Source organism: Phytobacter palmae (assembly GCF_039409775.1).
Taxonomy (GTDB): Bacteria; Pseudomonadota; Gammaproteobacteria; order Enterobacterales; family Enterobacteriaceae; genus Phytobacter; species Phytobacter palmae.
This window is the reverse complement of record NZ_JBCIVJ010000006.1, coordinates 217,881-232,796: the sequence shown is the minus strand read 5'-3', so window position 1 is coordinate 232,796 and position 14,916 is coordinate 217,881. Positions and strand designations below refer to the sequence as shown.

Here is a 14,916-nt window from a genome sequence, read left to right as displayed (position 1 = left end):
GAGGAGTGTCAGGTCATAATCTGCCGCTGTAAACGGCATATCTCTGGCAGAAGTGCGATAAGCAACCCAATTTGTTGCAATACAAGTGGTTCTTTGCTGTCGGGCCGTGGCTCAAGATGCTTAATGCGTCGCGATAAATCTGCCAGTGTCAACTGTACGCGCTCTTCATCAGCGGGCTGGTGGTGAAGGGCGTCATCAACATAACAGACGGCATCATCCAGCAAACGAAGGATCGCAGGGTGAGTCAGTTGTTCGCGATGTGCGCCAAGGGCAGAGATATAGCTGGTACAGGTATGATTCAGGCAAAGTAAACGAAATGCCACTTCACGCAACTCAGGTGTGGCGCCAGGTTCTGATGCCATATTGGAGACCACCGAGGCCAGTTCGGCATCTCTGTTATAAGCGTTTCTGCGGGCAACGCGGTACGCCAGGCGGTTGTCGCGGCCCTGATGATATTGTTCAAGAATTGCATCCAGATAACGGCAATTGGCATCGAATGCTTGCCCGGTCACGCGTGCCAAATTGCGAAAACGCCAGTCAGGCCAGATAAAACTCACCGCAGCCCAGGCGATGGCACATCCGATGATTGTGTCAATCACTCGCGGCATGGCGACTTCGAAACCTTCGCCGAGTAAATTAAAGCACAGCAGCACCAGTAATGTGATGAACATGGTGGCCTGCGCGTATTGTACAAGACGAAAGGCGAAAAAAAGCACGCCGGTGACGACGATCAGTATCAGTTGCCCTTCCAGCGAGGGAACAAAATAAAGTACGGGAAGGCCGAGGGCGATACCTGCAATGGTACCGACGATACGCAGCGTGAGACGGTGGCGCGTGGCGTTATAGTTAGGCTGACAGACAAACAGACTGGTGAGCAAAATCCAGTATCCGTGGTGCAAACCGGTAATTTGTATGATGGCGTAGCCCGCACACAGTACAACAGACATCCGCACGGCATGGCGAAACAGTGCCGATTCCGGCGTAAGGTTATTGCGTAAACGCAGCCAGATATCGCTCAGTCCATGCAGGCTGTCATCTGCAAGTAAGTTTTCTGTTTCGTTTTTCTGCGTTGTTTGCGGTTGCCCGGACTCTATACTCGCCAGCTGTGCATCTATGGCGCGGAGATTGTCGAGTAAAAATCCCAGAGCTTTCAGCTGCTCAGACGACGTCGTACCGCTGGCACGAATGCGATCTAACGCTGCATCAAGGTGTATAAATGCCCGCTCGAAGCGGTGGTCATGCTGGTAAGGCGTGCGAAGCAGGATGGCATGAGCGAGCCTTGCGCAGGCCTGAGATTGCAGTGTAATCAACCGCTGAAAACGGAACATCACATCGCTGTAGCGAAAATGTTCCCTCAGTGCCTGGTACTGTATATGAGAAGAACTGGCGCGTTCATGAATGTCCTGCGCGGCAAAATAATAATGCAACGTACGCCGGGTTCCCCGTTGTCCGCGATCGCCGCGAAGGCGGGTCAAAAGTGACGCTTTCGTCTGGTTTAGTGTTGACACCAATTGGCCGTTGGCCAACGCCAGCTCGTAAAGCGGGGCCTGACTTTCCTCCTCAATATCCGGATCAAACAGTCGCGCTTTAAGTTCCAGATACTGAGATAACTGCTCGTAACAGCGAGCCAGATTATCCTGTAGTGGACGGATGGGGAAAACAAGGTGTCCGACCAGCGTCAAGACGTTAAACCAGATGGCGCCCGCCAGGAGTAAAAGTGGCTGCTGATACCATGCGGTATATAACGTGGTTCCAAGCATTGTATAGATAGCGATAAGCAATGCGCCGAACGCAATAGTGGCGTAGCGTTGCCCGAGACCTCCAAGCAAAATGAACCCAATGGTTGAGGTGATAAGCCCAATGGCAAATAACCACGGCCAGGGAAACAAAAGCTCGACCGACGCCGAGGCGATAAAAAACGAAATCAGGGTAATGATTAAATTGCGAAGACGGCCTGTCAGACGATCATCGAGATCCGCCAGCGCCGCAGCAACGACGCCCAGGGTTAAAGGGATCGTCAGTTTCGCGTCGCCAAGCAGCCACGGCAAGGCCGCTGTTCCGCTTAGCGCAAGAAAGATTCGGATGTTATATAGCCAGGCACTGTTCCAGGTGTACCGGCGAAGGAGGGGGCTTAGCATAGTATTCGTGACTCGTTTACGGGAAACGGCGGCGAGCATTGGCTTCGCGCGCGGCACGGGCCACTTCAACCGACACAACACGGCGACCAACCGGCCATATGGCGATTGCCGCAATTTTAAAATTGGCGATACCAACCGGGATACCGATGATAGTGATGCACTGAGTAATCCCTGCCACAATGTGCATCACGCAGAGCCACCAGCCAAAGAGCACGAACCAGAGAATATTGAGCACGGTCCCGCCAGCATTCATGAGAGTATTTTTACTATCAGGGTTCAGTTCATCGACATGCACAGCTTCATTGCCCCAGGGGATCAGCGACAGTTTGGTGATTTCCCAACAGGAGCGTGTGAGCGGCAGGGTAATAACCAATGCAACACTTAAAATGCTTGCCAGTAGCCAGCCGAGTGTAGTGGCAAAACCGCCAAGGATAAAGTTCAGGATATTCAGAACGGTACGCATATTACCTCAATGCTATTCTGTCAGAGAATTGACCTGACAATTGTAACGATTTTTTGGGCTGGAGCACGTATTCTCTGGCGGTTAAACTGGCAAGCACAGTCATAAGCTGAAAAAGGATGTGTGATGGAACTAAAAGCGACTTCATTGGGAAAGCGGCTGGCGCAGCATCCATATGATCGAGTGGTCATCCTCAATGCGGGCGTGAAGGTTTCAGGTGATCGACATGAATACCTTATCCCCTTTAATCAGCTGCTGGCAATCGAGTGTAAGCGTGGTCTGGTATGGGGTGAGCTGGAATTCGTTCTGGCCGATAATAAAGTCGTTCGTTTGCACGGTACCGAATGGAATGAAACACAGCGTTTTTATCAGCATCTGAATGAACGTTGGATGGCATGGAGCACGGAGATGAGCGAGGTGGCTGCGGGAGTGCTATCTGAACAACTCGCGGACATTTCCGGGCGTATGGATCAGGAAAAATGGCTCACTCGCGCGCAGCTTAAAGGTGTTCAGCAACAGCTACTTAAGGCGTTCGATGCGTTGCCTGTTCCCACCAGCCGACTTGAGTCTTTTGCTAACTGTAGGGATCTGTGGCGGCAATGCCAGGCCTGGTTAAAAGATACAGAGGCTGCGCGAGCGCAACATAATCAAAACTGGACCGACAAAATGCTGGTTCAGTACGAGACCTTTTTTAAAAATATCGAAAGTTCGCCGCTCAATCCGGCACAGGCAAGGGCGGTGGTCAATGGTGAAAACGCGCTGCTGGTACTCGCCGGGGCGGGCAGCGGTAAAACCTCGGTACTGGTGGCGCGTGCAGGCTGGCTGTTGCTCCGCGGCGAGGCGGCAGCGGAGCAGATCCTGCTGTTGGCCTTTGGCCGAAAAGCCGCGCAAGAGATGGATGAGCGGATTCGTGAGCGATTGCATACGGAAGACATCACTGCACGCACGTTTCATGCGCTGGCGTTATACATCATCCAGCAAGGTGGTAAAAAAGCGCCTGAAATTAGCAAACTTGAGAACGATACCCGGGCACGACAAACACTCTTGCTGAAAGCCTGGCAAGCCCAGTGCGCAGAGAAAAAGGCGCAGGCAAAAGGCTGGCGACAGTGGCTGGAAGAGGAGTTGCAGTGGGAGCTTACGGAAGGCGCTTTCTGGAATGATGAAAAAATAGAGCGTCGGATGGGTACCCGACTGGATCGCTGGGTTAGCCTGATGCGTATGCATGGTGGCAGTCAGGCTGAAATGATTGATTCGGCGCCGGAAGAGGTACGCACGCTTTTCAGTAAGCGGGTCAAACTCATGGCGCCCCTGCTGAAAGCCTGGAAAACTGCGCTTAAAGCGGAAAACGCTGTCGATTTTTCCGGATTAATTCATCAGGCGATTAACGTGCTGGATAAAGGTCGTTTTGTCAGTCCCTGGAAGCATATCCTGGTGGATGAGTTTCAGGACATTTCACCGCAACGCGCCGCGCTGCTGGCCGCATTACGGCGGCAAAATTCGCAAACCACCTTGTTTGCGGTCGGTGATGACTGGCAGGCTATTTACCGTTTCAGCGGCGCGCAATTGTCTCTGACCACAGCGTTTCATGACTATTTTGGCGAAGGCGATCTGTGCGCGCTGGATACCACCTATCGCTTTAATACGCGTATTGGCGAAGTCGCAAATGGATTTATTCAGCAGAATCCCCACCAGCTTAATAAACCCCTGAACAGCCTGAGCGCCGGGGATAAAAATGCGGTGACATTGCTGGCGGTAGACCAACTTGATGCGCTTCTCGATAAACTCAGCGGCTACGCCACCGAGGAGGATCGTATTCTTGTGCTGGCGCGTTATCACCACGGTAAACCCGCCAGTCTGGAGAAAGCCGCCACCCGCTGGCCAAAACTGCAGCTCGATTTTATGACTATTCACGCCAGCAAAGGGCAGCAGGCAGAGTATGTGATTGTGCTGGGGTTGCATGAAGGGCAGGACGGTTTTCCGGCTCCCGCCCGTGAATCCATTATGGAGCAAGCCCTGTTACCGGTGCCGGAGGACTTCCCTGACGCCGAAGAGCGTCGTTTGTTGTATGTCGCCATCACCCGAGCACGTAAGCGTGTCTGGTTGCTGTTTGATAAAGAAAACCCGTCGCGATTCGTTGAGGCGCTCAGGCAGCTTAATGTGCCAGTAGCGAAAAAACCCTGAGAACAGGCGGCACCAGCCGCCTGCATAGATTATTTCAGACGTTCAGCTAGGTAGCGCTGGTAATCCGGGATGAGGATTTCCACACTTTCCGCGAAACCGGGAGACTGGATAATGAAATCAGCGGTGGAAAGGTTCGTGGCCACCGGAATATTCCACACGGTCGCCAGACGCAGCAGCGCCTTAACATCCGGGTCGTGTGGTACTGCATTCAGCGGATCCCAGAAGAAAATCAGCACATCAATTTTCCCTTCCGAGATGAGTGCTCCAACCTGCTGGTCACCGCCCATCGGGCCGCTCAACATGGCATTAACTTCAAGACCGGTAGCGCGTTGAATCAGATTCCCGGTTGTCCCTGTGGCATAGAGAACATGATTTGCCAGTTTGGGCTGATGGCGTTCAACCCATTTCATCAGCATCTGCTTGCAGTGGTCGTGCGCAACCAGTGCGATGTGCTTACGCACGGGTAACGAACGTGTTGTGAGTTCCATAATTCGATTCCGTTAATGTAATTTCGCTACAGATTACTGGAAGCACCTGATGCTGCAAGAGAATGGCATAAAAAAATATGGGCTAATGCGCGTAATGTTAACTGGCGCGGATCATGACGGGGGTTGTTGCTTAATCCATTGCATAAAACGGTCGCGGGTTTGCGGATCTGCCTGTTGATACCAGAATTTCAGCCGCTGCTCTGTGAGAGTCTGCGAGTGCGTCTGTGGCGCGTCCAGCTCGGAGACACCGGAGAGCAAAGCGCTGTCGTCGGCCATTATCTGCGCAAATTTGGGCAGCGAAGCATATTTCCCCGCTTTGTTGTATTGCTCTGTCGCGCGTTCATAGTCAATGACTTTCGTGTTTGCACTGATCTCAAGAATATCCAGTTTCACCGGAATCGGTGTGGCGTTACCATCCAGTAAAGCCAGGTGAGGCGTGGCATTAAACGTCTCGGCCGCCTTTTGCGTGTCGATAGCGGGAAGATTGAAATTCACCTGGCTGATGCGCTGCGTGTCGAAGGTGGCAATCAGCGGTACGGAAACAAAGAGCCGGGATTCGCGATTCCCGGGCTCCACATTTTTTTCAACCCGGAATACCACCTGATGAACTCCGTTTTCCAGTTCGATACTTTCCGCGCCACGCAGCAGTGAGCTGGATACCTTTTTGCCATCAAGAACCAACAGGTCAATATCACCAGACAGACGAAGCGATGTGGCCAGTACATTAACCGGTATCAAACACGTGATAATGAATACTTTCCACCCGCACTTCATTGCGCGCTCCCATGATCGCTTTGCGAAGCAACCTTTCAATATATTTATTAACTTATAGACATATAACCTGCTCGCGCACTCATACTTCTGTATGGGATACATGGTTGTAGCGGAATGTTTGGCATACACTTTGGAAAACCGCAGGAGGAAACCATGAAAGAGACCGATATCGCCGAGATCCTGAAATCGACACGTACCATCGCGCTGGTGGGGGCCAGTGACAAACCTGACCGGCCGAGCTACCGCGTCATGAAATATCTGCTTGATCAGGGCTACCACGTCATTCCGGTATCACCAAAAGTAGCGGGTGAAACGCTTCTGGGGCAGCAAGGATACGCCACGCTGGCTGACGTGCCGGAAAAGGTGGATATGGTTGACGTATTCCGTAATTCCGAAGCGGCGTGGGGAGTTGCCCAGGAAGCTATTGCCATTGGTGCAAAAACATTATGGATGCAACTTGGCGTGATCAACGAACAGGCCGCAGTGTTAGCCTGTGAGGCTGGGTTGAAAGTAGTGATGGACAGATGTCCCGCGATTGAAATCCCGCGTTTAGGACTCGCAAAATAAAAACACCCCGCAGCGCGGGGTGTTGTCAGTTACGCAGGCGGGGGGCCTGCAGTTGCCTGCGGATCGTACGCGCCAGTTCATCCATCGAAGGTTGCTCAGGATGTTCTTGCTGAATCTCGCTGGTTAACTGCGCTTCGGCCAGATAGGTATGAACCGGCTGGCCGTCATCATCTTCCATCACTACATGGTACCAGGGCGCAGCCCGTAGTTCATCGTTGACCGCCAGTTCATCAACTGATGGTTCGTCGAGTGAATACTCAGGGTCAATATCCACCACTACGCCAAGGTAGCCCAGCAGCGAGTGGCGAACCTGCTGACCAATACCGTATTTGCTGGCAATCATTGTCACCTCCCGGGAACCTGTACATAACCCAGATATGCGGGCGAGGCTCCAAAAATCAAGTTACATGACGCGACAGGCAAAACCTTTCAGGTACAGTCCTTCCGGGTAGGGAGCGATCACCGGGTGATCGGCGGCCTGACGGAACTGCTCTATAAATTGTACATCACGACCAGCATCTATTGCGGCATCGGCGATGATTTTCTGAAATAAATCTGTGGTCATCAGGCCAGAGCAGGAGAATGTCAGCAACACGCCTCCGGGATTCAACAACTGGATAGCAAGCATGTTGATATCCTTATAGCCGCGGCACGCGCCCTGAAGCTGACTTTTGTTTTCCACGAACTTTGGCGGATCCATGACGATGACATCAAATTTCTCGCCCTGATCGCGATATTTGCGCAACAGTTTGAAGACGTCATCACGGATAAATTCAGCCTTACTGAGATCAAGCTGGTTTAGCTCAACGTTCTTTTTGGCAACGTCCAGCGCTTCCTGTGAGGTGTCCACGCTTACCACCTGACGGCAATTACCCATCAGTGCGGACACGGCGAAACCGCCAGTGTAAGAGAAGCAGTTAAGGACACGTTTATCGGCAACGTAACGGCGGGTTGCCAGGCGGCTGTCGCGTTGATCGAGATAGTATCCGGTTTTGTGACCAGCCTTGATATCGACATACAGCTTCATACCATTTTCTACGATAGGTAGCAGATCAGGCGGTAACTCACCCACAACCGGACCCTGTGCGAGTTCCAGCCCCTCTTTTTTACGTACTGCAACATCGCTGCGATCGTAGATGGAGCATTGCGGGTAGAGTGTCTGTAGCGCAGAGATAATGGCCGCGCGCTGATATTCTGCGCCAGCACTCAGCAATTGCAGCACCAGGAAATTACCGAAGCGATCGATGGTAACGCCCGGTAAACCATCAGATTCACCTGCGATCAGGCGATAGCTGTCCAGTCCGTCGCGCTGTGCCAGCCAGTCGCGCCATTGCTGTGCCTGCTGCAGGCGACGGGTGATGAACGCGGTGTCGATAATCTCACTTTGATCGAAGGTCCAGACGCGAGCGCGGATTTGCGATTCTGGCGAAAAGGCGCCGCGCGCCAGCCATTTACCCTGCGCATCGACGATGTCGATAGTCTCACCGGAACGGGCTTTTCCTTCCATACGGCTTACGGCACCGGAGAACACCCAGGGATGGCGGCGCAGCAAGGACTTCTCGCGCCCTTTGGCTAACACTAAACGGGGAAACCTTGCACTTGTAGATTCGGTCATACCGGGGAACCTCTGACGAACGTCAATATTAACCGGGGATATCGACCCGGCTCTTGATAGTTAAACGGCGCGTAGGGTAGCACACATGCCCGGGTCAGGCATCAGCCAGAAGGGGTGAGCGTTTCGGCACAAAATCAAAACGTTCAGGCACAACGTTTATGTACGCTAAACCTTAAATTGTATTTCTCAACATCCACGAGGAAATACAATGAAAAAAATCACCTTCACCGTCTTAAGTATTATGGCTGTCGGGAGCATGAATGCCTTTGCGGGCGAGACGTTTAGCCTCAGCAGCACGGATATTCAGAACCATCGCTTATCAGAACAACATGTTTTTGCGGGATTTGGCTGTCATGGCGGCAATAGATCACCGCAACTGAGCTGGCATAATCCACCCGCAGGAACAAAAAGTTTTGCCGTTACCGTTTATGATTCCGCAGCCCCGACGGGGAGTGGCTGGTGGCACTGGACAGTGGTGAACATACCTGCGCAGATACAGACACTGCCCAGCGGCGCGGGGGATACAAAGAGCCCTGTGCTGCCAGCCGGGGCAGTTCAGGGGCGAAACGATTATGGTTATGCGGGCTTCGGTGGCGCGTGCCCTCCCGTTGGCGATAAACCGCATCCGTATCAATTCACCGTATGGGCACTGAGTACTGATAAACTGCCTGTTGATAGCAATGCAAGTGGTGCTCTGGTTGGCTACATGCTCAACAGCAACGTCATTGCGAAAGCAAACTTAACCGCCACATACGGAAGATAAAGGTGACACGGTGCAGAAAGTCCAGTTTCAGCATAAAACGTTAACGGCGGCAGAAGTCCGTTCAAACCATATGCATCGTCTGCATCGCGTAAAGCTTTTTAGTGCTGCCATTTGTCATATTACTCAGGGGAGCAAGGTCATTATCCAGGAAGATAATCGGCTGGTCGCAACACCTGACGAGCTTATTATCATTCCGGCAAATACCGCTCTCGAAATCATTAATCAGCCTGTGCAAGGCCAGTTTCGTTCCGATTTATTATTGTTATCGCCAGAGCTGCTCGCAGAATTTAAAGCGCAATATGTACGTGATTTTCCTGCTGCCAGGCCTGCGTCTGTATGCACACCGCTGAGTAATGGCCTCGCATTTATGTGGAGCAATTTATTGCATGCGGTTCGCCATGATTTAGCGGAAAAGTTACAAAAACATCAGGCGATGGGGCTTTTGCTGGCACTGCTTGAAGATGGAATGGCGGGCCCGCTTCTGATTGAGCGACGCTTTAGTCTGACCGAGCAGGTACGACAAATTGTCATGCTGTCGCCGGCAAAGAACTGGAGCGTGCAGGAGATAGCAGGGCAACTTGCTGTTGGCGAATCCACTTTACGCAGACGGCTTAAAGATGAATCTCAAAGCTACCGGCAAATTGTCGAGGAGGTTCGCATGTCGCTTGCATTGTCCCAGCTACAATCGACCAGACTGCCCATTGGTGAAATCGCCTCCCGATGTGGATATCTTTCGGGTTCGCGTTTTACCGCCAGATTCCGGGAGCACTATGGATGTTTACCTAAAACTGTACGCTGATGATTAACGTTTCTACTATTAAAATAGAGCTGATCCCGCATTAGAGGAGGTCATTATGGCGAACGAAACAACATCGAATTGCGTAATATGCTGGGTTCATGGCATGGTCCAGGGCGTCGGGTTTCGTTATAGCACGCAACGTGAGGCGCAGCGCCTGGGGTTAACCGGCTACGCGCGCAATATGGACGACGGCAGCGTAGAAGTTGTCGCCTGTGGAAATAACGAGAAGGTAGAAGAGCTGATTAGCTGGCTGAAAGCGGGTGGGCCGCGTAGCGCCAGGGTTGAAAAGGTTTTAACAGAGCCTCATCAACCCGGCAGAGAATGGACGAATTTTGGGATTCGCTATTAAATGCACTTTACCGGTTTGGGCAGGCCAGCAATTTTCGTTGCCTGCTTTGCCGGTCCTTTCGGGAAGAGGCGATACAGATAACGGCTGTTGCCTTTTTCTTCACCGAATTTGTTAGCCATCGCTTTTACCAGCATGCGGATGGCGGGCGATGTATTGAACTCCAGATAAAACTCGCGCACAAAGCGCACCACTTCCCAGTGTTCTTCTGCGAGGGCGATACCTTCATTTTCGGCAATCGCTGATGCCAGTGCTTCGCTCCACAGAGTCGTGTCTTTCAGATAGCCTTCGCTATCGGTTTCAATTTCTTTACCGTCAAAGATCATGGTCGTTCGCAAGGTCAGTCAATAACGCGGGGAGTGTAGCAAAAAACAAAGCCCCGCATAAGCGGGGCCTGGTCATGCACGATGACGCGATTAGTCGCGGCTGGCGAAGCCCAGAATACTCAGCAGGCTTACAAAGATATTGTAGAGCGATACATACAGGCTCACGGTTGCACGAATATAGTTTGTCTCGCCACCGTGAATGATGTTGCTGGTTTCGAACAGGATTGCGCCTGAGGAAATCAGGATGAACACTGCGCTAATAGCCAGATGCAGCGCCGGCAGTTGCAGGAAGATGTTAGCTACCATTCCGATCAGCACAACCACGATACCTGCCATCAGCATACCGCCGAGGAAGGACATGTCTTTGCGTGTTGTCAGAACATATGCCGAGCAGCAGAAGAACACCAGTGCGGTTCCCCCCAGCGCCAGGCCGATGATATCGCCCATACCCGCAGAGAGATACGCATTCAGAATTGGGCCCAGGATATAACCCAGGAAGCCGGTAAAGGCGAAGGCAGAGAAAATACCCGCCGGTGAGTTCGCCGTTTTATAGGTCAGGAACATCAGGCCGTACATTCCCACCAGTGTCAGAATCAGACCCGGAGAGGGCAGCATCAGCACAGTGCTTGCGGTTGCCGTGATGGCGGAAAAGGCCAGCGTCAGGCTCAGTAAGAAATAGGTATTGCGCAGCACCTTATGGGTGCTAAGCAACGATGAACGGTCGCGCGAGGAGGTAATAATACGATCCATGAGGCACTCTCTTTTAACATAACAGATGTCATTAAATGTCGAGGATAGGAAATCCCCGTTTCCTTACAAAGTTGTTTTACCCATCTTTACTCAAAAAGCAAGCAAATCCATTTGGTTAAATATACTGCAAATGTTCAAGAATTAAGCATAAGTGCGCATTTGAAGAAAATAACCATACCAGTGTCTTATATGTCACTGAAAAATATTGCTCCGATGACTTTAGCGCGCTAAGAAAGAAGTCGCGTCGTCATCAGGAATATAATCAGGGCGAAAAAGATGAAATCACGACATTTTACCCGTTTTACCCTTAGCGCTTTAACGCTAGGCATTATGAGCGTCTCCGCGTCATTAAATGCAGCGACTGTTCCGGCAGGAACTGAGCTGGCGGCCCAGCAGGAACTGGTGCGTAACAATGGCAGTGAACCTGCATCCCTCGATCCTCATAAAGTAGAAAGCGATGTCGAATTCGGCATTATCAGAGATTTATTCGACGGGCTTGTTGCGATAAAAAAAGATGGCTCTGTTGAGCCACGTCTCGCGCAATCATGGGAAAACAAAGACAATACGGTGTGGATATTTCATCTGCGCCCCAACGTGACATGGTCTGATGGAACGGCCATTACAGCGAAAGATTTCGTCTGGAGCTGGCAGCGACTTGTCGATCCGAAAACCGCGTCACCTTATGCCAGCTACCCCGGCAATATGCACATCGAAAATGCCGCTGACATTGCTTTGGGTAAGAAAACGCCGGATACGCTCGGTGTTAAGGCACTGGATGATAATACGCTGGAGATTCGCCTGACTCAGCCGACATCGGCATTCCTTGCCATGTTGGGCCATCCGTCACTGGTGCCGCTGGATAAAATACTTATCAGCCGCTTTGGCGATAAATGGACCAAACCGGAACATATTGTGACCAGCGGTGCCTACAAACTTAGTGACTGGGTGGTAAATGAGCGCATTGTCGCGGTACGCAATCCGCGCTACTGGGACAATGGCGCCACGGTGATAAATAAAGTCACCTATCTGCCTGTCTCCTCTGAAACCGCCGATGTAAACCGCTATAAAGCCGGTGAGATAGACATCACCTATACCTTGCCGGTAAACCAGTTTGCCCAGTTAAAAAAGACGCTTGGCGATCAGGTCAAGGTCTCGCCGCTGCTGGCGACTTATTACTACGAATTTAATACCACTAAAGCACCGTTCAACGATCCTCGGGTGCGCCGGGCGCTCAATATGGCGCTGGATAAAGATATCATTGCCGATAAGGTGATGGGGCAGGGGCAGCGACCGGCCTGGTTAATCAGCCAGCCAGAAATCGGTGGCGTAACATTGTCCGCAACGGATTATGCCACCTGGCCACAGGAAAAACGGATTGCAGAAGCGAAGCGATTGCTCAAGGAAGCCGGGTTTAATGAAGCGCATCCACTGTCGTTTAATCTGCTTTATAACACCATGGAAACCCATCAGCGCATCGCCATTGCTGTCAGTTCGATGTGGAAGAAAAATCTGGGGGTAGAGGCAAAGCTGCAAAATCAGGAATGGAAAACGATGCTCGATGCCATGCACACAGGTCATTTCGATCTGGTGCGCTACGCCTGGAATGCTGACTATGATGATGCGGCAACCTTTTTAAATACTTTCCGCACGGGCGATAGCGAGAATACCTCGCAATACAGTAATCCGGCTTACGATGACGCACTGCGCAATGCCGCCAGGGCGAGCGATCTCGCCCAGCGAAGTAAGTATTATCAGCAGGCGGAAGATATCCTGGGGCAAGATGTCCCGGCGATTCCTGTCTATCACTATGTGAGAACGCACCTTGTGAAGCCGTGGGTCGGTGGGTTTGACCCGGACAAGCTTGGATATTATTTAACGAAGGATATGTACATCAAAAAACATTGAGGCGCCTGTCGCAAAAAGCGGTTGTAAAATGGTCAGTGTGTTGTTATTTCAGGCGATTAACGCACTTTTGGCTGTTTTTCAGGCATATGAACATTTCAGGGCTTTACAGATGCATCGGGGATGTTTATAGTGCGCCTCATTCCGGAAGTGTGGCCGAGCGGTTGAAGGCACCGGTCTTGAAAACCGGCGACCCGAAAGGGTTCCAGAGTTCGAATCTCTGCGCTTCCGCCAGATTAAACAAGGGCCTACCATTTGGTAGGCCCTTTGTTTTTCTGGTTCCCGGGATAATGTTTGTCTATTTTTCCGCATACCCTGGCACATTGTCAGTTGGCCGGAAGGCGATCTGCGTACAATCAACCCGCGCGGCGAATTGCCGTTGCTGGAGCGGCCTTTTGTGCTGGGGGTTTACGACTGCTGGGGCCTGGTGATGTCCTATTATCGGCAAACGTACGGCATTGAGCTGCCGGATTACCGTGTTGATTATCCGTGGTGGGAGGACCAATACCCCGACAATTTATATCAGGATAACTGGCATGAATGCGGGTTCAGGGAAGTGACTGATGCCCCTCAACCGGGTGATGTTGTGATCATGCAGGTGCAGGCCAACAAATGGAATCACGCCGGGGTGCTGCTGGAAGGTAATATGATGCTTCACCATCTGTACGGGCGTTTGAGCAATCGTGTTCCTTATGGGGGCTATTGGCAAGACAGAACTGTAATGCTCTTGCGGCATATAAATCTGCTATCATGATGCATGATTATCTATAAGGAATGTATCCATGAAGATATTAAAAGGATTGATTACCATATTCATCCTTTCCGGTTGTGTAAATATGCAGGACTTATGAAATAAAAAGCCGGATATTACATTTACTACGAACAAATCAGTGAATGAAGTATCCAGTTGTATATTGGCCGACTGGCAAGTAAAAGTATTTCGTTATGGTAATCCATTTATTCAAGATAACATTAATCTTAATGATGGAAAAACCGTTTACTCTGAAACGCAAAGTGAGATGGTAGTTGTATTCACAGATAACGGTATGACAAGGATTAACTTTTATAATCAAAGTGCTTTGTTTTTTATAGAGTAAATGATCGAATAGGCAGCATTAAAAGATGCTTGTGATTTCACTAAATCTGCTATGGCAGGGTTTTTTATTGGTGTCTTATGAAAGAAATAATGACTCGTATAGAACTATTTGGTGTTCTTGGTAAAACATTCGGCAAAGTTCATCATCGGTTAATAAGAAATACACATGAAGCCACCAGAGCGTTAGCAGCAACCATTACTGGCTTTGAAAAATTCATGATAACCAGTAAGCGACGCGGGCTTACCTACGCGGTATTCAAAGGCAAAAATAATATCGGAATGGATGATTTGGGATTTCCGGTTACCGGAGAGGTCATCCGTATAGTGCCTGTCATTATAGGTAGTAAGCGTGGAGGACTACTCCAGCCTATCCTCGGCGTTGCCCTTGTCACTGTGGCGGCGATTGCAACAAATGGTGTTGCTCTCGGCATTGGTGGCGGTGCCGCATTTGCTGGTGGCTGGGGGGCCGTTGCCGCTATGGGGGTATCTATGACACTCGGCGGTGTCATTCAACTGTTATCCCCTCAGCCTACCGGTTTGGCAAAAACACAATCAGTAGACAATAAACCGTCATATGCATTTGGTGGCGTAACCAATACGACATCGCAGGGGTATCCGGTGCCACTGTTGTACGGTAAGCGCCGTATCGGTGGCGCAATTATTTCTGCCGGGATTTACATTGAAGATCAGCAGTAAATTAACCTCGCAGTT

The 14,916-nt window shown here is 51.0% G+C and carries 15 protein-coding genes, 1 tRNA gene and 1 pseudogene; 9 read left to right on the top strand and 8 right to left on the bottom strand.

What is annotated here, in order from left to right:
- Positions 1–8: 8 nt before the first annotated feature.
- Both yccS and AAIG39_RS10270 read right to left on the bottom strand, forming a co-directional pair.
- On the bottom strand, positions 9–2,138 hold the full coding sequence (yccS, locus tag AAIG39_RS10275) for a YccS family putative transporter (protein ID WP_343193770.1): 2,130 nt from the start codon (positions 2,136–2,138) through the stop codon (positions 9–11).
- 16 nt (positions 2,139–2,154) lie between these two features.
- Positions 2,155–2,601, bottom strand: a complete 447-nt coding sequence (locus AAIG39_RS10270; protein WP_343193769.1) for a YccF domain-containing protein — start codon at positions 2,599–2,601, stop codon at positions 2,155–2,157.
- 123 nt (positions 2,602–2,724) lie between these two features.
- Between AAIG39_RS10270 and helD the strand changes: the two genes are divergently transcribed.
- A complete protein-coding gene (helD, locus tag AAIG39_RS10265; RefSeq protein WP_090085679.1) occupies positions 2,725–4,779 on the top strand; it encodes a DNA helicase IV in 2,055 nt (684 codons plus the stop codon).
- 29 nt (positions 4,780–4,808) lie between these two features.
- Here helD and mgsA read toward each other — a convergent pair whose 3' ends face one another.
- Together mgsA and csgI are read right to left on the bottom strand one after the other, a co-directional pair.
- Positions 4,809–5,267 carry a methylglyoxal synthase gene (gene mgsA / locus AAIG39_RS10260; protein WP_090085682.1) on the bottom strand — a complete coding sequence of 153 codons (459 nt, stop codon included), beginning with the start codon at positions 5,265–5,267 and terminating at the stop codon, positions 4,809–4,811.
- A gap of 111 nt (positions 5,268–5,378) precedes the next feature.
- Positions 5,379–6,041 (bottom strand): curli synthesis inhibitor, encoded by a 663-nt coding sequence (gene csgI, locus AAIG39_RS10255; protein ID WP_343193768.1) that lies wholly within the window; start codon positions 6,039–6,041, stop codon positions 5,379–5,381.
- Positions 6,042–6,194: 153 nt separating this feature from the next.
- Between csgI and AAIG39_RS10250 the strand changes: the two genes are divergently transcribed.
- Positions 6,195–6,608 (top strand): CoA-binding protein, encoded by a 414-nt coding sequence (locus AAIG39_RS10250; protein ID WP_047370993.1) that lies wholly within the window; start codon positions 6,195–6,197, stop codon positions 6,606–6,608.
- Between the two features lie 25 nt (positions 6,609–6,633).
- Here AAIG39_RS10250 and hspQ read toward each other — a convergent pair whose 3' ends face one another.
- Together hspQ and rlmI are read right to left on the bottom strand one after the other, a co-directional pair.
- On the bottom strand, positions 6,634–6,951 hold the full coding sequence (gene hspQ / locus AAIG39_RS10245; protein WP_039078594.1) for a heat shock protein HspQ: 318 nt from the start codon (positions 6,949–6,951) through the stop codon (positions 6,634–6,636).
- A 60-nt stretch (positions 6,952–7,011) separates the two neighbouring features.
- Positions 7,012–8,223, bottom strand: coding sequence for a 23S rRNA (cytosine(1962)-C(5))-methyltransferase RlmI (gene rlmI, locus AAIG39_RS10240; protein WP_343193767.1), 1,212 nt, complete (start codon positions 8,221–8,223; stop codon positions 7,012–7,014).
- A 208-nt stretch (positions 8,224–8,431) separates the two neighbouring features.
- On the opposite strand from rlmI, the gene AAIG39_RS10235 reads away from it, so the two are divergent.
- The 3 genes from AAIG39_RS10235 (at position 8,432) to yccX (ending at position 10,134) form a co-directional block, all read left to right on the top strand.
- Positions 8,432–8,986: a kinase inhibitor gene (locus AAIG39_RS10235; protein ID WP_343193766.1), complete on the top strand. Its 555-nt coding sequence runs from the start codon at positions 8,432–8,434 to the stop codon at positions 8,984–8,986.
- Positions 8,987–9,056: 70 nt separating this feature from the next.
- The gene (locus AAIG39_RS10230) at positions 9,057–9,785 is read left to right on the top strand and encodes a helix-turn-helix transcriptional regulator (RefSeq protein ID WP_343193781.1); all 729 of its coding nucleotides are present in this window, start codon (positions 9,057–9,059) and stop codon (positions 9,783–9,785) included.
- A gap of 55 nt (positions 9,786–9,840) precedes the next feature.
- On the top strand, positions 9,841–10,134 hold the full coding sequence (gene yccX / locus AAIG39_RS10225) for an acylphosphatase (protein WP_090086042.1): 294 nt from the start codon (positions 9,841–9,843) through the stop codon (positions 10,132–10,134).
- Here the strand turns inward: yccX and tusE are convergent.
- Together tusE and yccA are read right to left on the bottom strand one after the other, a co-directional pair.
- Positions 10,131–10,457, bottom strand: coding sequence for a sulfurtransferase TusE (tusE, locus tag AAIG39_RS10220; RefSeq protein WP_090085690.1), 327 nt, complete (start codon positions 10,455–10,457; stop codon positions 10,131–10,133). The genes yccX and tusE overlap by 4 nt on opposite strands.
- Before the next feature lie 90 nt (positions 10,458–10,547).
- Positions 10,548–11,207: an FtsH protease modulator YccA gene (gene yccA, locus AAIG39_RS10215; protein WP_090085691.1), complete on the bottom strand. Its 660-nt coding sequence runs from the start codon at positions 11,205–11,207 to the stop codon at positions 10,548–10,550.
- A gap of 276 nt (positions 11,208–11,483) precedes the next feature.
- Here yccA and AAIG39_RS10210 point away from each other — a divergent pair, with 276 nt between their 5' ends.
- The 4 genes and pseudogenes from AAIG39_RS10210 (at position 11,484) to AAIG39_RS10195 (ending at position 14,901) form a co-directional block, all read left to right on the top strand.
- Positions 11,484–13,112 carry an ABC transporter substrate-binding protein gene (locus AAIG39_RS10210; protein WP_249572965.1) on the top strand — a complete coding sequence of 543 codons (1,629 nt, stop codon included), beginning with the start codon at positions 11,484–11,486 and terminating at the stop codon, positions 13,110–13,112.
- A gap of 143 nt (positions 13,113–13,255) precedes the next feature.
- Positions 13,256–13,343 (top strand) — tRNA-Ser (locus AAIG39_RS10205).
- A gap of 76 nt (positions 13,344–13,419) precedes the next feature.
- Positions 13,420–13,863 (top strand): annotated as a pseudogene (locus AAIG39_RS10200) (C40 family peptidase); the annotation flags it as partial.
- Between the two features lie 420 nt (positions 13,864–14,283).
- A complete protein-coding gene (locus tag AAIG39_RS10195) occupies positions 14,284–14,901 on the top strand; it encodes a tail assembly protein (protein ID WP_343193765.1) in 618 nt (205 codons plus the stop codon).
- The last annotated feature ends 15 nt before the right edge of the window (positions 14,902–14,916 follow it).